The sequence below is a fragment of the Hydrogenophaga sp. YM1 genome, from assembly GCF_016903055.1.
GTDB classification, from domain to species: domain Bacteria; phylum Pseudomonadota; class Gammaproteobacteria; order Burkholderiales; family Burkholderiaceae_C; genus Hydrogenophaga; species Hydrogenophaga borbori.
This window is the reverse complement of the sequence record NZ_CP070223.1, coordinates 810,924-835,032: the sequence shown is the minus strand read 5'-3', so window position 1 is coordinate 835,032 and position 24,109 is coordinate 810,924. Positions and strand designations below refer to the sequence as shown.

The following is a 24,109-nucleotide window of genomic DNA, read 5'->3' as shown; positions in this document are numbered from 1 at the left end:
GGGCGGTACTAGACCCGCCGATTCACGTGGCTGCCGGCCGGGTCGCGCGCCACGGCGGGGCCTTCGTAGGCATCGAGCGATTTCGAGCGCGCCGCGCTCGCGGCCTCCGGGGCGCGCGCCGCGTCGGCCTCGCGCTGCAGCGCCTGCTCCACCACGGTGGCGCTGGCGTCCCAGACCTGGCGCAGGGTCTGGCGCAGTTGTTCGACGGTGTCGCGCTGCGCCTCCTGGCGCAGGCGCGCACGCTCCAGCTCCTGGGCGCGCAGCTGCGCCTCGGCCTCGCGCTTGAGGGCCAGTTCGGTGGCCTGGCGCACCGGCTCGCCAGGCGCGGTGTCCACCGCCGGCGCGCGCGCCGAGGCCTGGGGCGGCTGGCGGCCCGGCCCCTGCTGCAGGCTGGCCTGCGTGTCGCGCGCGGCCGGCGCCGACGGCGCCACCGCCACCACGGCGGGCACCGAGGCGGCCACCGGCGCGGCCGTGCTGGACCAGGAAACGGAAGAAGTCGGTTGGGACGGGATCATGGGCACCCCCAATGATTCGGTCGCCGGGCGCAGACAAGCCCGGCGCTCTGAACACCCTATCGGCGGAATTGGGGGTGACTTGAGGGGCTTTTCTAGCGATTGGCCGCGCCGCGACAGGCGGTGCGCGGCCCGGCCTCAGCCCTCGACCCGCACCACCGTGACCGGCACGCGCGCGTTCTGCACCAGGTCCAGCGTGACCGAGCCCAGCACGCGGTCGGCCAGGCCCGGCGCGCCGGCGCCCACCACGATGGCGTCCACGCCGTGGCGCTCGGCCAGGTCCAGCAGGGCCGGCCCCACGTCGCCCTGGTGCACCACCTCCACGTCCACGGCCACGCCGGCCGCGCCCAGCAGCTGCTGCGCGGGTTTGATCAGGTCGCGCCCGGCCTCCTCGGCCACGCGGTCCAGCACACCGGGGTCGCGCGCCACCACCATTTCGTACAGATTGGCGCCGGCCTGCACATTGGCCAGCACGCAGCGCGCGCGCAGGCCCCGGCCCACCAGCAACAGCACATGGCGCACGGCCGCCATGGCAGCGGGCGAACCGTCGATGGGAATGAGGATGCGCAACATGACCGTCTCCTTGCTGGCACCGGCCGGCCTCAGGGCCGGTAGGGGCGCTCGTTGAATACGCACCAGTACAGTTCGATGTGCCCGGCGACCTCGATGAACTTGTTGAAGCTGACTGGCTTTTCGATGTAAGAGTTCACGCCCAGATCGTAGGCCTTCCCGAGGTCGCGGTCATCCCGCGAGGACGTGAGCACCACCACCGGGATGCGGCGCGCCAGTTCGTGCCGCTTGAAGGCCTGCAGCACCTCCAGTCCGGTCATGCGCGGCAGGTTGATGTCGAGCAGCATGACCGCGGGCATGGGCTCGCCGGCCTCCCAGCGCGGCAGCCAGGCCATCGCCTCCTCGCCATCGCGCGCCACCTGGATCTGGTTGGCGAACTGGCGCTTGCTGAAGGCCCGCAGCGTGAGGTCCAGGTCCATGGGGTTGTCCTCGACCAGCAGGATGGGCGGCAAGGGACCGGGGCGCTTGAGGGTGCGAGCCGCCGCCGGGCCGCCCCCCGGCGGCTCAGCCCCCTCGGGGGGCAACGACCCGTGAAACGGCGGAGCGTGGGGGTCCTTGTTCATGCGGGGAACTCCAGGAAAAAGGTGGTGCCCTGGCCTGGCACGCTCTCGGCCCAGACGCGGCCGCCCATGCGCTGCACGGCCTTGGCCACCAGGGCCAGGCCGACGCCGGTGCCCGGGTAGTCCTCGGCGCGCTGCAGGCGCTGGAAGATGCCGAAGATGCGGTCGTGGTACTTCATGTCGAAGCCCACGCCGTGGTCGCGCACCCAGAGCCGGTGGCCGCCCTCCACGGGGCTGGCGCCGAGCTCGATGCGCGGCGGCTGGCCGGCGCGCGCGAACTTCAGCGCGTTGCCCACCAGGTTGCGCAGCACCACGGCCATGCCCTCGCGGTCCAGGCGAAGGCTCAGCGGCGGCAGCGCCAGCCGCACCTCGGCGCGGCTGCGTTCGATGTCGGCGCCGAACTCGTCGAGCACGCGCCGCACCGTGGCCTCCAGGTCCAGCGGCTGCGGGTCCATGGCGCGGCGTTCCATGCGCGAGTAATCCAGCAGGTCGTTGATGAGCTCGCTCATCTGCTGCACGCCGCGGCGGATGCGCCGCACGAAGCCGCGCTCTTCCTCGTTCAGCCGCTGGCCGGCCTCTTCCTCCAGCAGCTGGCTGTAGCCGTCGATGCCGCGCAGCGGCGCCTTGAGGTCGTGCGAGACGGTGTAGGTGAAGGCCTCGAGCTCGCGGTTGGCCGCGCTGAGCTGCTCGGTGCGCTCGCGCACGCGGTGCTCCAGCTCGGCGTTGGTGCGCTGCAGGTCGAGCTGGGCCCGCTTGAGGGCGGTGATGTCCAGCAGCGTGCCCGAGTAGCGCCAGCCACTGCCCTCGGGCGCGCGGTGGCGCGCCACGCTGGCGCGGAACCAGCGCTCTTCGCCCAGCCCCGGGTGGCGGCGGAATTCGGTGTGGGCCACACCGTCGCCCTCGGCCGGCGATTGCATGAAGCTGCGCACCCGGTCGCGGTCCTCAGGGTGCATGCAGTCCAGGTAGGCGTCCAGCGTGGGCAGCGGGCCGAGGGCCGGGTCGCGCCCGATGTTGCGGAACATCTGCTCCGACCACCACACCCGGCCGTCGGCCATGTCGAAGCGCCAGCTGCCCAGGCCGGCCAGGCCCTCGGCCTGTTCCAGCAGGCCCTTCTGCTCGTTCAGCGCCTCGCTGGCGCGCAGCCGGCCGGTCACGTCCTGGATGGTGGCGAACAGGCGGTGCAGCCTGCCGTCGGCCAGGCGCAGGGGGCGCACGTCGAGCTCCACGTGCACGATGCCGCCGTCGCCGCGCACGAAGCGTTTCTGCAGCTGGTAGCTGTCGATGTGGCCGGCGCGCAGGGCCTCGAACCGCTCGATGTTGCGTTCCCGGTCGGGCTGCGGTGTCATCTCGGCCCAGCTCATGCGCAGCACTTCCTCGCGCGGGCGGCCCAGGATTTCGCACAGGCGGTCGTTCACCTGCAGCCAGCGCTTGCTGTCGGGGTCGGAGATCGCCATGCCGATGAAGGGCAGCTCGTAGAACAGGCGCTGCACCTCGCTTTGCTCGCGCAGCGCCAGCTGGGCCTCCTTCTGCGCGGTGATGTCGAGCAGGATGCCGCTGATGCTGTCGATCTCCCCGTCGGGGCGGCGCGTGATCGAGGTGCGGTCGTCGATCCAGGCGTAGACGCCGTCGGCGCGGCGCAGCCGGTATTCCTGGCGGTACTCGTGCCGGCCGGCCGCCCAGTGCGCCGCGATCTCGGTGTTCATGCGCTCGACATCGTCCGGGTGCACGAGGTCGTCCCAGTCGATGGTCCCGCTCAGCAGGTCCTGGGCCTCGTAGCCCCATTGCGCCACGGCGCGGCTGAGGTAGGTCATGGGCCAGCCAGGCTGATTGGCCCATTCGATGACGACCACCGGGGAGCGGTCCACCAGGGCGTGCAGGTGCTGCAGCCGCGCCTGGTCGCTCTCCAGGCGCTCGGCCATGCGGTCGGCGGCGGCGCCGATCAAGGCCAACTCGTCGAAGCCCTGCAGGCCGGCGCGCGCCTGCAGGCGCCCCTCGCCCATGTCGGTGAGCGAGCGGGCCAGGTGCTCGGCGCGGCGGAACCACGCGAAGTGCAGCACCAGGCCCAGCGCGCCGGCCAGCGCCAGCAGCAGCAGGGTTTCGCGCAGCATCGCCTCGCGCAAGGCCGCGTGGCGCTGCGCCATCGGCACGGTGATGTCGACCAGCACCACCAGCCGGCGCCCATTGCTCAGCGGCACCGCGCCCACCAGTTCCTGGCCACCGACCCAGTAGCGCGGCACGATGGCCAGCGGGTCGAGCGCGCCGCGCGGCAGGGTGTCCAGGTAGAGCAGTTCGGGCCGGGCGGCGGCCACCTCGGTGAAGTCGCGGCCGACGTCGGCGCGCGTGAGCGAGGCCTGCACCTGGCCGTCGGGCCGCAGCAGCCAGGCCGCGCGCATGCCCTTGTACAGGCCCAGGCCGCCGACCACGCCGCGCGCGAACGGCAGGCTGGACGGATCGGCCTGCAGGTTCAGCCGGCTCTGTTCCACGGTGAGCCGCTCGCGCAGGCGCCGCGTCTCGGCCTCGGTCACCTCGGCCTCGACCTGGCGCATGCCGACCACGTACTTGGTGCCGGCCGTCAGCAGCGCGACCAGCGCCAGCAGCAGCGGCACCAGCCAGCGGCCCTGCGGCATCCAGCGACCGGCCTGTCCGATCACGGGTGCCCCACCACGCGCCGCAGGGCCGAGGTGTCGACCAGATCCACCAGCAGCGGCATGCGGCGCAGCAGGCCCACGTCCATGAGCGCGCCGCCCACCGAGCGCGCCCGCGCCTCCAGCGCCACCGAGGGGCCGGTGAGCTGCTCCAGCGACACGTCCAGCGGCATGAAGGCCACGTCCCGCAGCGCGCCCACGTACTCGAGGGTGCTCAGGCCAGTGCCGGGCGACAGCGCGGCGGCGGCGCGCGTGGCATCGGCGTGCACCTCGGCCAGCCCGGCGGCCCAGGCCCGCAGGAGCCCATCCACCGCCTCCGGGCGCGCGCGCAGCACGCTGGCGCGCACCACCATCACGTCGACCACCTCGCCCGAGATGGCGCGGCTGCTGAAGATGGGTCGGTAGCCGGCGGCGATCAGCGCGCCCGACAGCGGGGCATGGCTCACCGCGGCCGCCACGCGGCCATCGCGCAGGGCGTCCAGGTGGGCGTTGGCCTCCAGGTTGACCACCCGGACCTCGGCGCGCGTGAGCCCGGTCTTGCCCAGCATGCGCTGCAGCATGAAGGCCCCCACCGAGGTGTCCTCCACGGCCACCATCTCGCCGCGCAGGTCGCGCGGCGACTGGATGTCGCGCCGCGCCACCACCACGTCGGCGCCCTGGGAGGCATTGAGCAAGGCCACGATGCGCAGGTCCACACCCGCGTCCACCAGGCGCAGGGTTTCGTCCAGCGTGAGCGCGGCCGCGTCGAGCAGGCCGTTGTTGAGCGCGCGCTGGACCTCCGAACCCGAGGCCAGCTCCACCACCTTGACGCGCCCCGGGTCCACCAGGCCCCGCTCGCGCGCGAGCACCAGCGGATCGGCGCCCACGCGCATGTTCGTGCCCACGGCCAGGGGCGGCTGGGGAACCTCCATGCAGCCCGCCAGCAGCAGGAGAACGGCGCAGCCAGCGGCGCGCCCCATGCGCGCCAGCCAGGTTTTCGTGTGTCGGCCACCCTGATCGTTCATGCCCCGCTTCCGTATCAGCCCGCATTGTCGGCCGAGCTTGTCACTTTCTGAAACAAATCTCGCTAGGGAAGATACGCAGGCGTCGCGGGCGCCCGACGCGAGTACTTTCCACCGACGCCCGCGTGGCGCTGGTCAGGCCGGCGGCAGCGGCAGCAGCACCTCGAACACCGCGCCCTGGCCCGCGTTCGGGCGCACGGCGATCGTGCCGCCGTGGGCCTCGGCCACCTGGCGCGCCACCGCCAACCCGAGGCCGGTGCCCTCGTACTCGCTCTTGAGGTTCAGCCGCTGGAAGGGCTGGAACAGGCGGCCCGCGTGCTCGGGCGCGATGCCGATGCCGTTGTCACCGACCGAGACCTTCACGCGGCCGTCCGACAGGCAGGCGCTCACGCTCACCCGGGGCGCGCGGTTGCGCGGCACGAACTTCAGCGCGTTGGTCAGCAGGTTCTGGAACAGCAGCGAGAGCAGGCTGGCGTGCCCCGGCACCACGGGCAGCGGGTCGATGTGGAGCTCGGCGCCGGTCTCGGCGATGCGCGCGGCCAGGGCGTCGCGCAGCTCGGCCATCACGCGGTCCAGCGGCACCAGGGTGGGCTCGTCGGTCTCGCCGGCCTGCAGGCGCGCGTAGCGCACCACGTCATCGAGCAGGGTGCGCATGCGCGCGCTGGCGCGCAGCACCAGGCGCATGTAGCGCTGCGCCTCGGGCGGCAGCTGGGCGCTGTGGTCCTCGTCGATCAGGCCCACGAACTGGGCGATGGTGTTGAGCGGCTCGCGCAGGTCGTGCGAGGCGATGCGCACGAACTGCACCAGGCTGTCGTTGGCCTGGCGCAGCTCGTCGGCGGTGCGCTGCAGGCTGGCGTGGCTTTCGCGCAGCTCCACCATCGCCACCGCGAGGTTCTGGCGGTCGGCGGCCGACATCTGCCGGAGCTGGTCGTTGGCCTGCTTTAGGCGCAGCTGGGTGCGCACGCGCGCCTGCACCACCGGTGGGTGGATGGGCTTGGCGATGAAGTCGGCCGCGCCGCGCTCCAGGCCGGCCTGTTCGAAATCGGCCTCGGCGTGGCTGGTGACCATGATCACCGGCAGGTCGACCAGCGCCGGGTTGGCCTTGATGGCGTCGAGCACGTCGAAGCCGGAGAGGCCGGGCATCTGGGCGTCCAGCAGCACGATGTCGGGCACGGCGCTGGCGATGCGCTCGAGCGCGTCCTGCCCGTGCATGGCGAAGCGCAGCCGGCCCAGGGGCCGCAGCGCCTTGGCCAGCACCTGCACCATGCCGGGGTCGTCGTCGACGATCAGGATGTCGGGCAACGCGGCGTCGTTCATGGCGTCGTTCATAACAGAACCTCCGCGCGGCGCACTGCGGTGCGAACGCCTTCGGGCGGCCGTGCGTCGTTCATAGAAAAACCTCCGCGCGGCGCGCTGCGGTGCGAACGCCTTCGGGCGGCCGTGCGTCGTTCATGTGGCCAGCTCCCGCTGCAGCAGCTCGGCGGCGGCCGCGAAGTCGAGCGCGCCGATGTGGTTTTCCAGTTCCGAGGCCCGTGCCTCGCCCAGGCGGCGGCGCAGCGCGGCGCCCTGGGTGTCGAACAGGCTCAGGGCGTCGAGGTCGTGGCGCGCGAGCAGCTCGTGCAGGCGGCGCAGCGCCTCGTCGCTGGCGGGCGGCTCGGCGCTGTCGCCGGGCGCGGCGGCCCCGGCCTGCGACAGCCAGGCCCCCGCCGCTAGGCGCAGGCGGCGCAGGCTGGCCTGCAGCTCGCGCCAGGGCGCCTGCAGGGACTGCGCGGGCTGGCCGTCGCGCAGCGCGTTTTCCACCACGCCCGCATGGCGGTGCAGGGCCAGGGCGTCGACCAGGCCGGCCGCCCCGCGCAGCTTGTGCACGCGCGCGGCCAGCCCCTGGCGCGCGTCGGGCGCGAGGGCGGCGGGCAGGGGCTCCTCGGCCAGCGGCGCGAACTCGTCGAACAGGCGGCGCAGGCTGCGGCGCAGCAGCGCCACGTCGCCGCCCAGGCGGCGGTGCGCCTGCGCGCCGTCGATGCCGTCGATCTCGGGCCAGTGATCGGCCACGGCCGCCAGCGGCGCCGGCGCGCTCGGGGGCGCCACGGCCCCGTCCGGGCCCGCCAGCGCCTGCGCCACGACCTCCAGCAGCTGGTCGGGGTCGATGGGCTTGGTGAGGAAGCGGTCCATGCCGGCGTCCAGCGCGCGGCGGCGCTCCTCGGCCAGCGCGCCAGCCGTCAGCGCCACCACCGGCAACTGGCGCAGGTTCGGATCGGCGCGCATCTCGCGCGTGGCCTGCAGGCCGTCCATCTCGGGCATCTGCACGTCCATGAGCACCACGTCGAAGTGCGGCCCGTCGCGCAGCAGGGCCAGGGCCTCGCGGCCATTGCTGGCCAGGTACACGCTGGCGCCCTCGCGCTCCAGCATGTGCTGCGCGATCTCCTGGTTGATCTCGCTGTCGTCCACCACCAGCACGCGCGTGCCAGCCAGGCGCTGCACGGTCTCGGGCGCGGTGTGGCGCTGCGCGTCCAGCACGCGCCGGCTGTGGCCGTGGCGCGCCACCACGCCCTGGTTGACGGCGTTGAACAGCACGGAGGCGTTGACCGGCTTGGTGAGGATGTCGTCGGCCAGGCGCAGGTGGTCCTCGCGCGCGACGCGCTCGCGGTCGCTGGCCGACACCATGAGCGCGGCCGGCAGGCGCAGCAGGCCGTGCCGTTCGGCCAGCGCGGCCAGCGACTGCAGGCCGTTCATGCCGGGCAGCTGCCAGTCCACCAGCAGGGCGTCGGGCAGCGGCTGGCCGGCGGCCAGGCGGCCCTCGATCCAGTGCAGCATGGCCTCGCCCGATTCGCAGGACTCGGTGCGCCAGCCGAAGGCGCGCGCCATGTCGACCAGGGCCTGGCGCTCGGCCGGCACGTCGTCGACCACCAGCACCTCCAGCGCGCCGCTGGGGGCGGTGAGCGGCGCCAGCGCCGAGGGCGTGGCCTCTGCCTCGCGCAGGTTCACCTCGAACCAGAACAGGCTGCCCTGGCCGGGCGCGCTCTGCACGCCGATGCGCCCGCCCATCATCTCGACCAGGTGGCGCACGATGGACAGGCCCAGGCCGGTGCCGCCGTAGCGGCGCGAGGTGGAGGCGTCGGCCTGCGAGAACGGGGTGAACAGGCGCTCCTGCACCTCGGGCGCGATGCCCTCGCCGCTGTCGCGCACCTCGCCGCGCAGGCGCACGGTGCCGCCACCGGACGAGACCAGCCCCAGGCCCACCTCGACCCCGCCCTCGGCGGTGAACTTCAGCGCGTTGCCCAGCAGGTTGGTGAAGACCTGGCGCAGGCGCAGCGCGTCGCCGCTCACCCGCGCCGGCAGATCGGGCGCGGCGCGCACGGTGAGCGCGAGCCGCTTGGCCTCGGCCTGCTGGCGGAACACCGCGTCCAGCTCGGCCAGCAGCACGGAGGGGCTGAAAGGCGCTTCTTCGAGCGTGAAAGCACCGGCCTCGATCTTGGCCATGTCCAGCACGTCGTTGACGATGCCCAGCAGCGACTGGCTGGCCATCTGCGACTTGGCCAGCAGCTGCTGCTGGCGCACGGTGAGCGGCGTGTCGGCCAGCAGGTGCGACAGGCCGATCACCGCGTGCAGCGGCGTGCGGATCTCGTGGCTCATGTTGGCCAGGAACTCGCCCTTGGCGCGCGACGCGGCCTCGGCCGCCTCGGTGGCGTGCACGAGGTCGGTGATGTCGATGCAGAAGCCGGCGATGTGGCCGTCGGGCATGCGGTTCTCGATCATGCGCACCACGCGCCCGCTGCGCAGGCGCTGCAGGAACACGCTGTTGCCCGCGCGGTGATGGGCCATGCGCTGCGCCACCCACTTCTCCCGGTCATCGCCGGTGTCGAGCACCTGGCCGCGCTCGAAGCTGGCGCGGATGATGGTTTCGAACGGCGTGCCGGGTTGCAGCAGGTCGCCCACATGCGCGAACAGGCGGTGGTACTTCTCGTTGCACAGCAGCAGGCGGTCCTCCAGGTCGTAGAGCACGAAGGCCTCGTCCACGGAGTCGATGGCGCCGCGCAGCAGGGCCTCGGTGCGCGCGATGCTCTGCTCGGCGCGCTTGCGCTCGCTCATGTCCATGTAGGTGGTGACGAAGCCACCGCCCGGCATGGGGGTGCCGCGGATCTCCAGCGGCGTGCCGTCGGGACGCACGCGCTCGAAGCGGTGCGGCACGGGACTGCGCGCGTTGGCCAGCAGGCGCTCGATGGTGGGCTCGACGTCGATCTCGCCGTACTCGCCGCGGCGCGCGTTGAAGCGCACGATGTCCTCGAAGCCCGGCACGCCGCGCGCGAACAGGGCGTCGAGTTCGAGCAGGCGCACGAACTCGCTGTTCCAGGCCACCAGCCGAAGATCGGCGTCGAAGGCGCTGATCGCGCAGGGCATGTTCTCCAGGATGCTGTGCTGCAGCGCGTTCACGCGCATCAGCTCGGCCTGCATCAGGTGGCGATCGGTCACGTCCTGCATGGCGCCGACGATCTGCACCACCTTGCCGTCGAAGTCCTGCACCGGCTCGCCCACCACGCGCACGCGCAGCTCGCGGCCCTTGGCCGAGCGGAACGGCAGCTCGATATCGAACGGTTCGGCGCGCCGGCGCGCGGCGCGCAGCGCGTCGAGCAGCTCGCGCTTGGCCTCGCCTTCGTAGAAGCTCAGGGGCGTCGCCGGGTCCAGCGCGAACTCGATGCCGACCTCGTGGATGGCGTACATCTGCGGTGTCCAGACCACCGTGCCGTCGACCACGTCGTACTGCCAGCCGCCCACGCCGGCCACGCGGCCCGTGCGGTTGAGCAGGGCTTCGCTGGCGGCCAGGCGCTGCTGCGATTCCTTGGCGGCGGTGATGTCGCGGTGCGTGCCGTACATCCACAGCGGCTCGCCCTCCTGCGTCCAGCTGTTCACGCGCCCGCGGTCGAGGATCCACACCCAGTAGCCGTTGCGGTGGCGCAGCCGCACCTCGCACTCGTACTGCGCGATCTCGCCCAGGAAGTGGCGGCGCAGCATATCGCGCGCGCGATCGATATCGTCGGGGTGGATCAGCTGCTGCCAGGCGCCCGGGCCCATGGTGTTGAGCTCGTCCAGCGTGAGGCCGACCATCTCGGCCCAGCGCGCGTTGTACAGGCGCTCGCCGGTCTGCACGTTCCACTCCCAGGTACCGGCGTTGGTGCCGCGCAGGATGTTCTGCAGCCGCTCGCGCTCGCGCGACAGGCTGGCGGTGCGCTCGCGCACCAGCTGTTCCAGGCTGGTGTTGAGCTCCACCACCTCGCGCTGCGCCGCGCGCTCATCGGTGATGTCGCGCACGATGGCGGCGGTACCCACCGGCTCGCCGCCGGCATCGAGGATCGGCGACAGCGTGATGGAGACTTCCACGCGCTGGCCGCTGCGGGTTCGCAACCAGCGCTCCATGCGCGGCGTGTCCCCGGCGCCGTCCTCGCCCTGGGCCTGCACCTGCGCGCCGTCATCGTCGGTGGGCACCAGCAGCGATTCGATGGTGGCGCCGGCGGCCTCCTCGGCGCTGTAACCGAACAGCGCCTGCGCACCGCGGTTCCAGGAGGTCACGCGGCCTTCCGGATCGAGGCCGATGATGGCGTCGCGCGTCTGCTCGACGATGGCCGCCAGGCGCAGGCGCTGGCGCCGCACCTCGTCGCTGCGGCTGCCGTTGACCCAGTAGAGGTAGATCAGCGCCAGGCCGACGAGCAGCGCCAGCAGCACCAGGGGCAACTGCCGCAGCGCGGCCAGGCGCGCTTCCTCGGCCACGTGCTCCTGCGGCATCACCACCAGGAAGCGCAGCAGGCCGATGTCGCTGTTGGGGTTGCCGCGCAATTCGGCCTGGCCCACCAGCATGAGGCCCTGGGGTCCCTGCCAGCGCGGCGGCCCGCCGGCGCGGTAGGGGTTGACGGCCACGTACTCGTCCTGCCAACGCTGGCGCTGGCCGGTGTCGAAGCCGTACTCGCGGTCGCGCTGGGGGTGGCGCAGGTAGTCGCCGGCGGCGTTGGTGAGCACGAAGAAGGCGCCCTCGGGCGAGCGCGAGGGGAACTGCATCACGGCGCGATCCAGGTCGACGTGGATGACGACCAGGCCGAAGAGCTGACCGCGCCCATCGAACACCGGCGTGGCGTAGCGCGCCACCGGGCGGCGTGGCAACACCACCGCGCCGTTCTCGCGGTGCAAGGCCATGTCGTGCACGAACACCATGCCGGGCGCGACCCAGCGCGTGTCGCCCAGTTCTCGCTCATCGAGCGCATCCGTCAGGCGCTCGGGCGGCACCGCCTCCACGCCCAGGCCATTGCGCTCCACGCGCACCAGCTCGCGCGGGTTCGGCCCGGCCAGCAGCAGGCTGACGCGGAACACATCGGCCGAGGTGTCGATGTAGCGCTCGAAGGTCTCCTGCAGGCGCACCCTCCACTGGTCTTCGGTCGAGGCGTCCTCGGGGTCGATGCCCCCGTTCTCCCGCGCACGCACCAGCCCCTGCAGCGGCGGCGAGCCGCCCAGGAACTGCACCGACTTGCGGCGGAACGCGCGCTGGGCCTGGGTGTTGTCGGCGAAGCCCCGCGCCGCCGCCTCGAGCTGGCGCTGCGACTGGTCCATGGCCTGGTTGAAATCGGCGTGGTAGCTCACCGCCAGGCTGATCAGGGCCAGCACGGCGCCGATCAGGGCGCCGCGGCGCAACAAGGGACTGCGCACGAAATCCATCGGCCCCCGCGGCGCGCGCGCCCCGGAGCGGCCGGGCGCGGCGATCCAGTCCATGGCCCGGCGCGAGCGCCGCAGCGCCAGCACCAGGCCGCCGAGCCCGGCGCCGATCAAGGCGACGATGGCCGCCGCCCCGACGGGCGTGGGCCCGGGCAGGTGGGCCTGCAGCGCTTGCGTGGCCTGCAGCCGCAGCGTCCAGCGGCGGCCGTGGGCGTCGAAGCCGCTGTCCAGGCTGGCGACGGTGGCGCCGCCGGTGGGGTCGCGCGCGTCGAACAGCGGCGAGGGGTCGCCGCCGTCCGCGAGCGTGACGGCGATGTCGCGCGACGCGGGCATCAGCTCGGCCACCAGCTCCTTGATCACCAGGGGCGCGACCACCCAGCCGACGGTGTCGCGCCAGCGGCGCTCGCGGTCGCCGGCCCCGGGGTCAAGGCCGCGGTAGACCGGCAGCAGGAACAGCAGGCCGTGGTCGGGCTGGCCGCCGGGCTGCTTCAGGCTGAGCGGCGCGCTCAGCAGCGCCCGGCCTTCGCGCGCGGCGGCCTCGGCGGCGGCGCGGCGCAGCGGCTCCGAGGCGAGGTCCAGGCCCATGGCGTGCGCGTTCGCGGGCATCGGGTAGACGTACTGCGTCACGTAGGCCTCGCCCGGGTTGGGCCCGAGCTCGCGCACCTGGAAGTCCGCCGGCCCCTCGGCCCGCGCCTGGGCGAGGAAGTCGTCCCTCTGGTCCACGCCGACGCGGCGCACGAAGCCGAAACCGAACGCGCCCGGGAATTCGTGCGGCAGGTCGCGCGTGGCCATGTAGGCCTCGAAGCCGCGGCGGGTGATCGCATCGCCCCCCGCGGCCATGACGGCGCCGCGCGCGCCGCGCAGGCCGTACTCGATCCGGCTCAGGCGGTCCTGCAGGCGTTGCGTGAGCTGGCCCGCCTCTTCGCGCAGGCGCTCCTGCACGCTCTCGGCGCGCTCGGCCTGCGTCCAGGCGGCGGCGACGGCCGCGCACAGCAGCACACCGGCAATCCACAGCCCCCAAGCCCAGCGGTGCGGCGCGTCGTGAGCGACCTTGTCCAAATCCGGTGTCCTTCGGGCCCTGGGCCCTGTTGCGCGAACCGCCCGCGTGAGGACCCGGCGGGCCCTGGCGCTGGCGGTCGCGGTGTTGTCAGCCTGAGGCGCCCACGCGGGGGGCGCACGCAAAGCATGCTAACGAGGGATGTCGGCGCCCGGCGCGCGAAATGAAGGGATTCCCCGGGGCAATTCGCCCGGCGGCGCGCCCGGCCGGCCGCGGGCTCAGGCCGCGACGTCCTGCAGCACGGCCGCCGCTTCGGCCTTGCCCAGCGGCTTGGTGAGGTAGCCCTTGACGCTGTGGAAGCCGCCGGCGCGCGCGCGGTCGGCCGGATCGGAGGAGGACGAGAGCATGGCCACCACGGCGCTGCCCCGGTGCGCGGGCGGTAGCGCCTCGAAGGCCTCTAGGAAGGCGAAACCGTCCATCACGGGCATGTTGATGTCCAGCAGGATCAGGTCGACGCCGTGGTCGGGCGAGGCGGCCAAGTGGTCCAGCGCGTCCTGCGCGCGCTCGAAGCCCAGCACCTCGCACGGCACGCCGCAGCGCTGCAGCGCCAGCCGGGTGAACAGCAGATCGCTGTCGCTGTCGTCGACCATCATCACGCGGCGGGGCATCGAATCTCCAAGGGGGCACGAACGGGAAACAACCGCAACTGTAAGCGCCGCGTCAGGGCGCACACAATGCGCGGCCCGAACACCCCAGTGGATCGGGAGGTCGGGATGGCGCGCCGCGCGCGGCCTGGCCCGCCACGGGCTCAGGGCGCCATGGCGTCGACGCACCGCCATGTGAGCGCCCGCTTTCCGCGCGGCCACATCAGCGGGCGGCGGCAGACGCAGGGCCCGCCGCGCCGCGCTCGGCGGGCCGGGGCCTCGCGGGGGCGCGCCCCAGGATGCCGGCCAGGATCTGTGGCACCTCGTACAAGGCGCGGTTGTGGTGGCCGCGCACGCGCTCGCGCCAGGCCGGCAGGTCGGCCAGCAGTGCGCTCACGGCCGGCGCCAGGCCGGCGGCGCGGCGGTAGACCAGGCCCACGCCCTGCTCGCGGATCCAGGTGGCGTTGTAGCGCTCCTGCGGCATGGTCCAGGCGTTGTCGGCAACGACCACCGGCAGGCCGCGCTGCAGGGCCTCGCTCACGCTGCCGGGGCCGGGCTTGCCGATGAAGAAGTCGGCCAGGTCCATGTAGCGCGTCACCTCCGGGGTGAAGCCCACGATGTGGCGCGGCGCGCGCGCCGGCAGCCCGGCCAGGGCCCGCGCCAGGGCCTGGTTGTGGCCGCACATCAGGATCAGCGGCACGTCCGGCAGGCGCCGCGCGATGCCCAGCATGGCGCGCGAGCCGTGGCCGCCGAACAGCACCAGGCCGGTGGGCCGATGCGGGTCCAGGCCCAGGCGCGCGCGTTCGGCCGCGCGGTCGGCCACGGGCGGGCCGTAGAAGCCGGGGCGCAGGATCATGCCGCTGGTGGCGTGCACGCGCGAGGGCGCGTGGCCGGCCGCCAGGGCCTGGGCCCGCGCGCGCGGCGTGCCGCAGATGAAATGCTGCGGCTGGCCGCGCTCGATCCAGAAGCGCGGCGGGTGGTCGGCCAGGTCGGTGAGCACGGTGGCGTAGGGCACGCCGGGGCGCGCCAGTGCCAGGCTTTGGTAGAGCGCGCGGTTGAAGTTGGGGATGAGCGAGACCACCAGGTCGGGCTGGGTGGCGGCCCAATGCGCGCGCAGCCGGCGCACCAGGGTCGGGTGGGCCAGGCGGATCACGGCCTGCAGCAGCTTCAGTTCCTGCGACATGCCCAGGGTCCAGCCGCGCGCGAGGCGGCGGTTGTACCAGTCCTCGGGTGCGCTGCCGGTGAGGCGGCGAAAGCTCTGCGAGGGGTCCAGCACCTCGAACAGGTTGACCAGGCGCACGGTCCAGGGCAGCTGCAGTTCGTTCAGCACGCCCTGCAGGGCCAGGGCGGAGGCGCGGTGGCCGCCGCCGGCGTTGAAGTAGATGAGATCGACCTGGGTCATGGGCCTGCCGCGCGTGGTGGCGAAGCGAACAGGCTATGAAGGTCAGGCGACAGTGGCGTGACGTCCGGGCGACGCCGTGGTGACGGCCTCGGCCGGGGCGTTCAGGCAGAGCCGGGCGATTCGCGCGTGAGCGCCACGCCGCCCTGCAGGCGCTCGCTCACGCTGCGCCGCACGCTGTCGGGCGCCTCGGCCAGCAGGGCGGGCCAGTCGGCCTGGGCGCGGCGCACGGTGTCGCGGCACACGCGCAGAAGCGCGCCGGGGCGCGGCAGGCCGGCGGCGGCGATCAGCTCGCGCAGCGCGTCCCAGCCGAAGGCTCGCAGCCTGGCGTCGATGCCGCGGTTGACGCCGTAGTCGGGCTCGGGCACGGCCTCGAACAGCGCGCTCACGCAGACCGGGTCGTACAGCGGCGCCAGGCGGGGCTCTCGCCCGTCGGGGTAGACCAGGGCCCAGTTCTTCAGGTGGGCGTCGGTGTTGCCCATGAGGACGAAGGCCACGAAGCGCTGCAAGAACTCGCGTACGTCGGGCACCGGCGCGCTGGAGTAGCGGTCGAGCACGGCGAGCATGCGGCCGTAGTCCTCGCGGATGCCGCGGCCGTATTTGGCGCGCGGCGCGTAGCCCAGGGCCTGCGCGAACTCCTCCATGTGCACCCGCCGGCCGTCCTGGCGGTCGAAGCGCCGCACGGCCAGGATCTCCTCGAACGGGACCCGCTCGGGCAGATCGGCTTCGGCGCGGGCGATCACCCGGGCCTCGGCCGTGCGCAGGCCCAGGGCGGCGCACAGGCGGTAGCCCGCGGCCTCGTTGCGCACCAGGTCGGGGTGGCGGCTGGTCGGCAGCTTGAGGATGAACTCGCCGGCCGCCCCGTGGCGGCGCACCACGTAGCGGCGGCCGTCCTGCACGGCGGAGAACTTCGCGATCACGCCGGGCAAGGCGGTGGCGTCCTCCACCGGGTCTTCGACGAAGCCGGGCTCCAGCACGTCCAACCCCAGCGCGGTGTGCCAGTGGCGCACGGCCTGGGGTATCTCCTGGTGCGCGGGCGGCGGCTCCACCTCCAGCGCGCCCATGAGGTCGTGGCCGGCGGCGGCGAGCAGCTCGAACTCGTCGTCCACGTCGCAGCCGCGCTGGCGCGCCAGGCGCTCGCGGTTGTGGCCCTCGGGCAGCAGGTTCTGGAAGAACACCGGCCAGCGGCCGTCGACGCGCACCAGGCGCTCGTCGCGCGGCGCGGACAGGATCTGGCGCGTCTGCGCGTCGTTCACCCCGCGCAGGCTCATGGACACCGTGGGCCGCTGCGGATCGGCAATGTAGTCCTCGTCGAAGGACACCCGCAGGATGTCGCCGTAGCGCGAGAGGTGGCCGATGCCGCGCCGCCCACCCTGCGGCAGGTGCAGGTACAGGCGCAGGTAGCGGATGGCGGTGCTCACAGGGCGGCCCTCCGCGCGGCGCGCGGCGGCGCGAACCCTTTCGGCGGGCCGGGCGGTGCCATCAGCGCGACTTGCCCGGCGCGGGCTCGGGCACCGCGAGCAGGTCCACCACCGACTTGGGCGCGCCCACGCCGGCCGGCTGGGCCATCAGGCGGCCGCCCGCGCGCACGAAGTCGTCGATGGCGGGGCGCAGCTCGCGCGGCACCAGCATGAGCTCCAGCCCGAGCGTGCGCGCGAGTTCCTGCAGGGTGGACAGGCGGGGGTCCAGCCCGGCCTCCAGCCGGCCCACGGTCATGCGGTTCACGCCGGCGCGCTCGGCGAGCTCGGCCTGCGTCAGACCGCTGGCCTTGCGAGCGGCTTCCAGCTCGTCCAAAATGCTCATATAAGCGATCATTTTTTATGAAAAGCCAATTTAACTTAGCTTTTTGAGACTATCAAGCCAAAATGATTGATTTGAGTAGCTTTTATTCAAAGAAGATAGTTTTATAGATCATGAACGGGCATCAGATTTACCACAACCCCGCCTGCGGCACCTCGCGCAACACCCTGGCGCTGATGCGCCACTGCGGCGTCGAGCCAAAGGTCATCGAATACCTCAACACACCGCCCACGCGCCAGGAGTTGCGCGAGCTGCTCGCCGCCATGGGCCTGGGCGTGCGCGACATCCTGCGCGAGCGCGGCACGCCCTACGCCGAGCTGGGCCTGGACCAGCCGCACTGGAGCGACGAGCAACTGCTCGACTTCATCGAGGCCCACCCCATCCTGATGAACCGCCCCATCGTGGTCACGCCCCTGGGCACGCGGCTGTGCCGGCCGTCGGAGCGCGTGTTGGACCTGTTGCCCGAGCCGCCGAAGAAGGCCTTCGTCAAGTCGGACGGCGAGGCCGTGCTGGACGATCAGGGCCGGCGCCTGCGCTGAGCGCCGCGCGGGGCCCCCGGTTCAATAGAGCGTCTCCACCGCGGCATTGAACCGGTAGCCCGCCCCGCGCTCGGTCACGATCAGCAGGGGCTTGCTGTGGTCGGCCTCGATCTTGCGGCGCAGGCGCAGCACCTGCACGTCGATCGCGCGGTCGTAGACCTCGGCGCTGTGCAGGCGCGACAGCTCCAGCAACTGGTCACGGCTGAGCACGCGCTGCGGTGCGGCGCAGAAAGCCATCAGCAGGCTGAACTCGTTGTTGCCCAGTTCCACCTTGCGCCCGTCGGGCCCGGTGAGGCGGCGCGTGCGCAGGTTCAGCTCCCAGCCGGCGAAGCGGAAGGCGCGGCGCTGGTCCTCGCGCACGCCTTCCTCGGGCGCCCGCGGCTGGTAGCGGCGCAGCACGGCGCGGATGCGCGCCAGCAGCTCGCGCGGGCTAAAGGGCTTGGTGACGTAGTCGTCGGCGCCGAGCTCCAGGCCCATCACGCGGTCGGCCTCCTCGGCGCGGCCGGTCAGCAGGATCACCGGCACCGGCGCGCGCTCGCGCAGCTGGCGCGCCAGCGCCAGCCCATCCTCGCCCGGCAAGCGCAGGTCCAGCACCACCAGGTCGATGGCCTCCTGGTCGAACACCTCGAACAGGCGCCGCCCGCTGTCGACCGCGCTCACGCGCATGTCGGCCTCGCCCAGGTAACCCTGCAGCAGCTCGCGCAGCGCGGGGTCGTCGTCCACCACCAGGATGTGCGGCGGGTGGGTACTGGCCTGGGCGTCGTCGGTCATCGGCGGCAGAGGAATGTCGTGGCGAACGGTGCGGCGCGTGCCCGCATCCGCTATGGTCGATGGTAGCGTCCACCCCCGCCCCATGGCCTACGAACAAGCCCCCACCCCGATCAGCGAGCTCTCGCTCGACGACGGTGGCGCGTCCGCCGCGCGCGCGCCGCGCTGGCGCGAGCTGCTGTTCGACCGGGTCGTCATCGTGCCGGTGCTGATCGCCGCCTGCCTCGCCGGCGGCCTGGGCGTCGGCCTGGCCACGCTGCGCCAGCAGGTGCTCAACAGCGAGGAGCGCATGCTCGCGGCCCTGTCCGCTGCCCTGGCCGACCAGGCCGACAACGCGCTGGCCGCCGCGCAGACCGCGATGCAGGCCACGGCCGAGGAAATCGTGGGCGGCGCCTGGGTGCCCGACACCGTGGTGGCCGGCGCCGTGCTGCGCGCGCGCGCCGCCGCCCTGCCGGCCGCGCGCCAGATGCTGCTGCTCGACGCCCAGGCCAATGTGCTGCAGGCCGCCGACGAGGAACTGGAAGAGCCCCCGCACGCGCGCGCCGACTACTTCCTCAGCGCGCTCGCCGCCGCGCCGGGCTCGGCCCACATCGGTGCGCCCACCGTGTGGCCCGGGCAGGACACGCCCTGGATCCCGCTGTCCATGCCCTGGTCCACGCCCCATGGGCGGCACAGCGGGGTGATCGTGGTGGCGGCCGACACGGCCCTGCTGCTCGGCGGCTTCGAGCGGCGCTCGCCCGCGCCCGACGCGCGCCTGCGCGTGCTGCGCATCGACGGCACGCCGCTGCTGGAATCCGATCCGTCCAGCGGCTGGCCCGAGCGCGCCGGCACGCTGCATCCGCCCGCCGGCGTGAGCGCCTGGACGCAAATCGTGTCCCGTCCCGGCGACGACGGCCGGCGCCACGACCTGCTGCTGGCCGGCCATGCGATGCAGCGCGCCCCGCTGGCCGTGGTGCTCTCGCGCGACACGCAGGTGGTGCTGGCCGACTGGCACCTGCAGGCCTGGCTGGTGGGCGGCTTCGCGCTCGCCGCGCTGCTGGTCACCACCGTGCTGAGCCTGCGCCACGCGCGCGAACAGCGCTGGCGCGAACACAGCCAGCGCGACCTGCAGCGCCAGCGCGAACGCGCCGCGCGCGCCTTCGCCGCCGCCCGCGAAGGCCTGTGGGAATGGGACCCGGCGAGCGAGCGCCACTACCTGTCGCCGCGCATGCGCGAGCTACTGGGCTTCGACGCCAGCGCCGGCGCCCCGCCGGCCACGCACGCGCTGTCCTGGCCCGACCGCGTGAGCCAGGACGACCGCCGCCGCCTGCGCGAGGCGATCGACGCGCACGTGCGCGAGCGCACGCGCGACTTCTCCGTCACCCTGCGTGTGATGCCGCCCGGCCAGCCGCCGCGCCACGTGCGCCTGCGCGGCCAGGGCCTGCGCGACGCGCGCGAGCAGTTGCTGCTGCTGGCCGGCACCGCCTACGACGTGTCCGACGAGGTGGCGGTGTCGGAGGCCGCGCGCCGGCTCGACGAACAGCTGCAGCGCGCGCGCCAGTTCGAGGCCCTGGGCGCGCTGGCCGGCGGCGTGGCGCACGACTTCAACAACGTGCTCGCGGCCATCCTGGGTTTCGGCGAACGCGCGCGCGCGCTGGTGCCCGAGGGCAGCGCGCTGGCCGGCCACGTGCAGCACATGCTCAGTGCCGGCGAGCGCGGCAAGACCCTGGTCGCGCGCATGATGGCCTTCGGCCGCACAGGGCAGGGCCTGCGCCAGCCCTACCGCCCGCGCGCGCTGGTGCAGGAAGCCTGGACCCTGGCCGTGCAGGGCGTGCCGGAAAGCGTGCAGGCGCGGCTCGACCTCGACGCCGAGGACCCGGAGCTGGTGGGCGATGGCGTGGCCTTCTTCGAGGCCGCGCTCAACCTCCTGCGCAACGCGGTGCAGGCGGTGGGCGATCGCGGCACACTGCGCGCGCGCCTGTCCAGCGAAACCGTGGACCAGCCGCGCGTGCTCTGGCAAGGCAGCCTGCGCCCGGGCCGCTGGCTCGGCCTGCGGGTGGAGGATGACGGCCCCGGCATCGACGCCGAACACCTGCCGCGCCTGCTCGAGCCTTTCTACAGCACGCGCAGCGCGCAGGGCGGCACCGGCCTGGGCCTGGCCGTCGTACACGCCGCGGTGCGCGACGCGCACGGCGCGATCGACCTGCGCACCGCGCCCGGCGAGGGCACCACCATCACCCTGTACCTGCCGCTGCCCGAGCCCGCCACCGCGCCCACGGCGCCCAGCGCCGAAGAGGCCGCGTGGTCCGGCCAGGGCGAGGTGGTGCTGGTGGTCGACGACGAACCCGCGCTCGTGGCCTTGCTGGAAGAACACCTGGCCGAACGCGGCTTCGAGCCGCGCGGCTTCAGCGACGCCGAGTTGGCCTGGCAGGCGTTCAAGGCCGAACCGGGACTGTTCGCCGCCGTGCTGAGCGACCAGGCCATGCCGCGCCTGGGCGGGCTGGAGCTGATCGAGCGCTGCCGGCGCCTGTCGCCCGGCGTGGTGACCATCATCGCCACGGCCTACGGCGGCACCGACTTCGGCGCGCGTGCCAGCGCCGCTGGTGTGCAGGCGGTGCTGGCCAAACCGTTGAGCTGGAGCGAGCTCGACGCCGTCCTGCAGCGGCTGCTGCGCGCCCCGCGCTGATCCCCTCCCCTCAAGCCCCGGGGGGCGCCCCCTTGCCCGCGCTCTGTTGCAAGTGAAATGCCGCCACCCGGGCGACGACACGCCGCGATGCACGAGCACCGCCACGATCCGCCCCGTGGTCGATGACACGCAGCATCGACCGCGACACACAAGCACTGCGACCACGGAGTTTTCATGCTGAACACGCGCAACACCCTCATCGCCGCCGCCATCCTCGCCCTGGGCGCCAGTGCCTGGGCGCAAGGCAGCGCCAGCGGCGCGCTCAAGCAACCGGCCCCGCCGGTCCCGGCCAGCGCACCCGCTGCCATGCCGTCCACCCCCGCACCCGCCGCCATGCCGGCCGCCACCCCGCCGGCCGCCGACAAGATGGCGACCAAGCCGGCCGTGAAGAAGGCCGAGAAGAAACACGCCAAGGCCACGAAGAAAGACCACAAGATGAAGAAGACCACCCACAAGCCGGCCGCCAAACCCGCGCAGTAAACCCCTCCGTTTTCAGACGGCCGGCTGGACGGGCCCGTGCCGTTTGCCCCCTTGGCGGACCTCCGGGTCCGCCTTTTTTATGCGCCGTCGCGCTCGGGTAATCGCGACGGGCCCCGCCTTTACCGCAACATGGCGGCACACCCCCTGCCCGCACCCCATGCCCTCGCCCCCCTGGCCCCACCCCTCTCTCGCCACACTGGCCCGCTGGCGGGCCTGGCCCTGGCGCTGGCTGTTCAGCCTCGCGAGCCTGGCCCTGCTCGCGCTGGCGCTGTGGTGGCTGCACCGCGAGCTCGCCCACCTGCGCCCCGCCGACGTGCGCCACGCCATCGCGGCCCTGCCCGCCTCGGCCCTGCTCGCGGCGCTGGCGGCCACCGCCATCAGCTACGCCGCCCTGGCGGGGCAGGACGCCCTGGCCCTGCGCCTGATCGGGCGGCCGCTGCCGGCGCCTCGCGTGGCCGCCACCGCCTTCATGGCCACGGCCGTCGGGCACAACCTGGGCTTTGCCCTGGTCAGCGGGGGCGCGGTGCGCCTGCGCCTGTATGGCGCCTGGGGCCTGTCGGCCGCCGAAGTCGCCACCGTCATGGGACTCGGCGCCGCGGGACTGGCGATGGGCCTGCTGTTCTGCGGCGGGTTCGCACTGGCCCTGGAGCCCCCGACCCTGCTGGCCGCGTTGGGCCTGCCAGCGGCCCTGGGCCACGGGGTGGGCCTGCTGCTGGCCGCCCTGCCCCTGGCCGGTCTGGCCTGGCTCGCCCGCGCCCGGCCCGGCCAGGCCTTGCCCTGGTGGCCCTACCCCCGGCCCCGACCCACGGCCGGCCTGGCCTCGCTCACCCTGGCCGTGATCGACCTGTCGGCCGCCTCCCTGGTGCTGTGGAGCCTGCTGCCCGCGGGCACGGTGGGCTGGCCAAGCTTCCTGGGCCTGTTCGTGCTGGCCGCGCTGGTGGGCATCGCCAGCCACGTGCCCGGCGGGCTGGGCGTGTTCGAAGCGGTGCTGATCGCGGGCCTGCCGCAGGCGAACGCGCAGGACCTGCTGGCCGCGGCCCTCGCCTACCGCGCCATCTACTACCTGCTGCCCCTGGCACTGACGGCGTTGATCGCCAGCGCCATGCTGCTGCGCGCGCACGGGCGCCGCTGGTGGCGCCTGGCGCGGCGCGCGCAGCCCGCGGTCACCTGGGTCGCACCCTGGGTGGGCAGCGCCATGGTCTTCGCCGCTGGCGCGGTGCTGCTGGTCTCCGGCAGCCTGCCGGCGCGCGGCGAGCGGCTGCACTGGCTCGGTGGCGTGCTGCCCCTGCCGCTGCTGGAGGTCTCGCACCTTGCGGGCAGCCTCATCGGCCTGGCGCTGCTGGTGCTGTCGCAGGCGCTGCTGCGCCGCATCGCGGCCGCGCACCGCCTGGCGGTATTGCTGCTGCTCGCAGGCGCGGCGGCGTCTCTGGTGAAGGGCCTGGACGTGGAGGAATCCGCCATCGCGCTGCTGACGGCGGGTGTGCTGTACGCGGGACGCGCGGCCTTCAACCGCCCCGCGCGGCTGGAGCCCACCGACCTGGGCCCCGCGGCCTGGCTGGGCATCGGCGCGGTGGTGCTGGCCAGCGCCTGGGTGGGCCTGTTCAGCTACCGGCACGTGGAGTACCGCAACGAACTCTGGTGGCATGTCGCGCTGCACGGCAACGCGCCACGCTACCTGCGCGCCACCCTGCTGGTGTCGGTGGCCTGCGCCACGCTGGCGCTGTGGCAGGCGGTGCGGCCCCGACCGCCGGGCAGCGCCGAGCCCACGGCCAGCGGCCTGAAGACGGCCCAGCGACTGATAGCCGAGGCCCCCCGCACCGATGCCGCCCTGGCCCTGCTGGGCGACAAGCGCCTGCTGATCGACCCCGAGGGCCTGGCCTTTGTGATGTACCAGGTGCACGGCGGCAGCTGGATCGCCATGGGCGACCCCGTGGGCGCCGCGCCCGAGGGCGACCGCCTGGCCTGGCAGCTGCTGGAAATGGCCGACCGCCACGGCGCGCGCGCGGCGTTCTATCAGGTCGAGGCGCACCGGCTGCCGCTCTACCTGGACATGGGCTTGGCCGCCACCAAGCTGGGCGAGGAGGCGATCGTGCCGCTGGCCGGCTTCAGCCTGGAGGGCGCGGCCCGCGCCAACCTGCGGCGCGCGCACCGCAAGGCCGAGCGCGAGGGCCTGCGCCACGAGGTGATCGACGCGGCGGCGGTGGACGCCGCGCTGCCGCGCCTGCGGGCCGTGTCGCAGGCCTGGCTGCAGGGCAAAACCACGCGCGAGAAGGGCTTCTCGCTGGGGCGCTTCGACGAGTCCTACCTGCGCCACTTCCCACACGCCCTGGTGTGGCGCGGCGATGAGCTGGTGGCCTTCGCCAACCTGTGGACCGGCGACGGCCGCACGGAACTGTCCATCGATCTCATGCGCCACCTGCCCACGGCGCCCGGTGGCGTGATGGACTACCTCTTCGTGGAGACCATGCTCTGGGGCGCGGCGCGCGGCTTTCAACGCTTCAACCTGGGCATGGCGCCACTGGCCGGGCTGGAAACGCACCCGCTGGCGCCGCTGTGGCACCGCGTGGGCACCGCCCTGTTCCACAACGGCGAGCACTTCTACAACTTCCAGGGCCTGCGCGCCTACAAGGCCAAGTTCGACCCGGTCTGGCAGCCTCGCTACCTGGCCGCGCCCGGCGGCCTGGCCCTGCCGGGCGTGCTGTTCGACCTGGCCTCGCTCATCGGCGGCGGCTGGCGCGGCATCGTCGCGCGCTGACGCCGCCCGCCAGGCGATCCTCCCTTCTCCGTTGCATACGAAACATGGGCGCCGCGGCCGGTAGCCGGCCCGCAACCTCCC

The 24,109-nt window shown here is 73.4% G+C and carries 16 protein-coding genes; 4 read left to right on the top strand and 12 right to left on the bottom strand.

What is annotated here, in order from left to right:
• Positions 1-8: 8 nt before the first annotated feature.
• The 11 genes from JNX00_RS04085 to JNX00_RS04035 all read right to left on the bottom strand — a co-directional run bounded on the left by JNX00_RS04085 (position 9) and on the right by JNX00_RS04035 (position 16,824).
• Positions 9-515 carry a hypothetical protein gene (locus JNX00_RS04085; RefSeq protein WP_139147149.1) on the bottom strand — a complete coding sequence of 169 codons (507 nt, stop codon included), beginning with the start codon at positions 513-515 and terminating at the stop codon, positions 9-11.
• 135 nt (positions 516-650) lie between these two features.
• Positions 651-1,085, bottom strand: coding sequence for a universal stress protein (locus JNX00_RS04080; protein WP_116958491.1), 435 nt, complete (start codon positions 1,083-1,085; stop codon positions 651-653).
• Positions 1,086-1,114: 29 nt separating this feature from the next.
• Positions 1,115-1,645, bottom strand: coding sequence for a response regulator (locus JNX00_RS04075; RefSeq protein ID WP_286850866.1), 531 nt, complete (start codon positions 1,643-1,645; stop codon positions 1,115-1,117).
• Positions 1,642-4,293 carry a PAS domain-containing protein gene (locus tag JNX00_RS04070; RefSeq protein ID WP_204744168.1) on the bottom strand — a complete coding sequence of 884 codons (2,652 nt, stop codon included), beginning with the start codon at positions 4,291-4,293 and terminating at the stop codon, positions 1,642-1,644. Before JNX00_RS04070 ends, JNX00_RS04075 begins: the two co-directional genes overlap by 4 nt.
• The gene (locus JNX00_RS04065) at positions 4,290-5,291 is read right to left on the bottom strand and encodes an ABC transporter substrate-binding protein (protein ID WP_083293358.1); all 1,002 of its coding nucleotides are present in this window, start codon (positions 5,289-5,291) and stop codon (positions 4,290-4,292) included. Before JNX00_RS04065 ends, JNX00_RS04070 begins: the two co-directional genes overlap by 4 nt.
• A 132-nt stretch (positions 5,292-5,423) precedes the next feature.
• On the bottom strand, positions 5,424-6,617 hold the full coding sequence (locus JNX00_RS04060) for an ATP-binding protein (RefSeq protein WP_070401120.1): 1,194 nt from the start codon (positions 6,615-6,617) through the stop codon (positions 5,424-5,426).
• Positions 6,618-6,737: 120 nt separating this feature from the next.
• Positions 6,738-13,040, bottom strand: coding sequence for a PAS-domain containing protein (locus tag JNX00_RS04055; protein WP_204744165.1), 6,303 nt, complete (start codon positions 13,038-13,040; stop codon positions 6,738-6,740).
• A 216-nt stretch (positions 13,041-13,256) separates the two neighbouring features.
• A complete protein-coding gene (locus JNX00_RS04050; RefSeq protein ID WP_070401118.1) occupies positions 13,257-13,646 on the bottom strand; it encodes a response regulator in 390 nt (129 codons plus the stop codon).
• Between the two features lie 199 nt (positions 13,647-13,845).
• Positions 13,846-15,024, bottom strand: a complete 1,179-nt coding sequence (locus tag JNX00_RS04045) for a glycosyltransferase (protein ID WP_204744163.1) — start codon at positions 15,022-15,024, stop codon at positions 13,846-13,848.
• A gap of 101 nt (positions 15,025-15,125) precedes the next feature.
• Complete coding sequence (locus JNX00_RS04040; RefSeq protein ID WP_070401116.1) at positions 15,126-16,442, bottom strand: HipA domain-containing protein; 1,317 nt, start codon at positions 16,440-16,442, stop codon at positions 15,126-15,128.
• 61 nt (positions 16,443-16,503) lie between these two features.
• Positions 16,504-16,824, bottom strand: a complete 321-nt coding sequence (locus JNX00_RS04035; protein ID WP_070401115.1) for a helix-turn-helix transcriptional regulator — start codon at positions 16,822-16,824, stop codon at positions 16,504-16,506.
• Between the two features lie 110 nt (positions 16,825-16,934).
• Here JNX00_RS04035 and arsC point away from each other — a divergent pair, with 110 nt between their 5' ends.
• The gene (gene arsC / locus JNX00_RS04030; RefSeq protein WP_070401114.1) at positions 16,935-17,360 is read left to right on the top strand and encodes an arsenate reductase (glutaredoxin); all 426 of its coding nucleotides are present in this window, start codon (positions 16,935-16,937) and stop codon (positions 17,358-17,360) included.
• Positions 17,361-17,381: 21 nt separating this feature from the next.
• Here arsC and JNX00_RS04025 read toward each other — a convergent pair whose 3' ends face one another.
• Positions 17,382-18,131 carry a response regulator transcription factor gene (locus JNX00_RS04025; RefSeq protein ID WP_070401113.1) on the bottom strand — a complete coding sequence of 250 codons (750 nt, stop codon included), beginning with the start codon at positions 18,129-18,131 and terminating at the stop codon, positions 17,382-17,384.
• 82 nt (positions 18,132-18,213) lie between these two features.
• Here JNX00_RS04025 and JNX00_RS04020 point away from each other — a divergent pair, with 82 nt between their 5' ends.
• The 3 genes from JNX00_RS04020 to mprF all read left to right on the top strand — a co-directional run bounded on the left by JNX00_RS04020 (position 18,214) and on the right by mprF (position 24,028).
• Positions 18,214-20,793, top strand: a complete 2,580-nt coding sequence (locus JNX00_RS04020; RefSeq protein WP_204744161.1) for an ATP-binding protein — start codon at positions 18,214-18,216, stop codon at positions 20,791-20,793.
• A 174-nt stretch (positions 20,794-20,967) separates the two neighbouring features.
• The gene (locus JNX00_RS04015; RefSeq protein ID WP_204744159.1) at positions 20,968-21,273 is read left to right on the top strand and encodes a hypothetical protein; all 306 of its coding nucleotides are present in this window, start codon (positions 20,968-20,970) and stop codon (positions 21,271-21,273) included.
• 157 nt (positions 21,274-21,430) lie between these two features.
• Complete coding sequence (mprF, locus tag JNX00_RS04010) at positions 21,431-24,028, top strand: bifunctional lysylphosphatidylglycerol flippase/synthetase MprF (protein ID WP_204744158.1); 2,598 nt, start codon at positions 21,431-21,433, stop codon at positions 24,026-24,028.
• Positions 24,029-24,109 lie beyond the last annotated feature (81 nt).

Bases quoted from the DNA above. Each gene is read 5' to 3' on its own strand.
- mprF (WP_204744158.1), top strand. From the start codon at position 21,431: ATGCCCTCGCCCCCCTGGCCCCACCCCTCTCTCGCCACACTGGCCCGC.
- JNX00_RS04025 (WP_070401113.1), bottom strand. From the start codon at position 18,131: ATGACCGACGACGCCCAGGCCAGTACCCACCCGCCGCACATCCTGGTG.
- JNX00_RS04065 (WP_083293358.1), bottom strand. From the start codon at position 5,291: ATGAACGATCAGGGTGGCCGACACACGAAAACCTGGCTGGCGCGCATG.
- JNX00_RS04015 (WP_204744159.1), top strand. From the start codon at position 20,968: ATGCTGAACACGCGCAACACCCTCATCGCCGCCGCCATCCTCGCCCTG.
- JNX00_RS04050 (WP_070401118.1), bottom strand. From the start codon at position 13,646: ATGCCCCGCCGCGTGATGATGGTCGACGACAGCGACAGCGATCTGCTG.
- JNX00_RS04020 (WP_204744161.1), top strand. From the start codon at position 18,214: ATGGCCTACGAACAAGCCCCCACCCCGATCAGCGAGCTCTCGCTCGAC.
- arsC (WP_070401114.1), top strand. From the start codon at position 16,935: ATGAACGGGCATCAGATTTACCACAACCCCGCCTGCGGCACCTCGCGC.
- JNX00_RS04045 (WP_204744163.1), bottom strand. From the start codon at position 15,024: ATGACCCAGGTCGATCTCATCTACTTCAACGCCGGCGGCGGCCACCGC.
- JNX00_RS04075 (WP_286850866.1), bottom strand. From the start codon at position 1,645: ATGAACAAGGACCCCCACGCTCCGCCGTTTCACGGGTCGTTGCCCCCC.
- JNX00_RS04035 (WP_070401115.1), bottom strand. From the start codon at position 16,824: ATGAGCATTTTGGACGAGCTGGAAGCCGCTCGCAAGGCCAGCGGTCTG.
- JNX00_RS04085 (WP_139147149.1), bottom strand. From the start codon at position 515: ATGATCCCGTCCCAACCGACTTCTTCCGTTTCCTGGTCCAGCACGGCC.
- JNX00_RS04060 (WP_070401120.1), bottom strand. From the start codon at position 6,617: ATGAACGACGCCATGAACGACGCCGCGTTGCCCGACATCCTGATCGTC.
- JNX00_RS04080 (WP_116958491.1), bottom strand. From the start codon at position 1,085: ATGTTGCGCATCCTCATTCCCATCGACGGTTCGCCCGCTGCCATGGCG.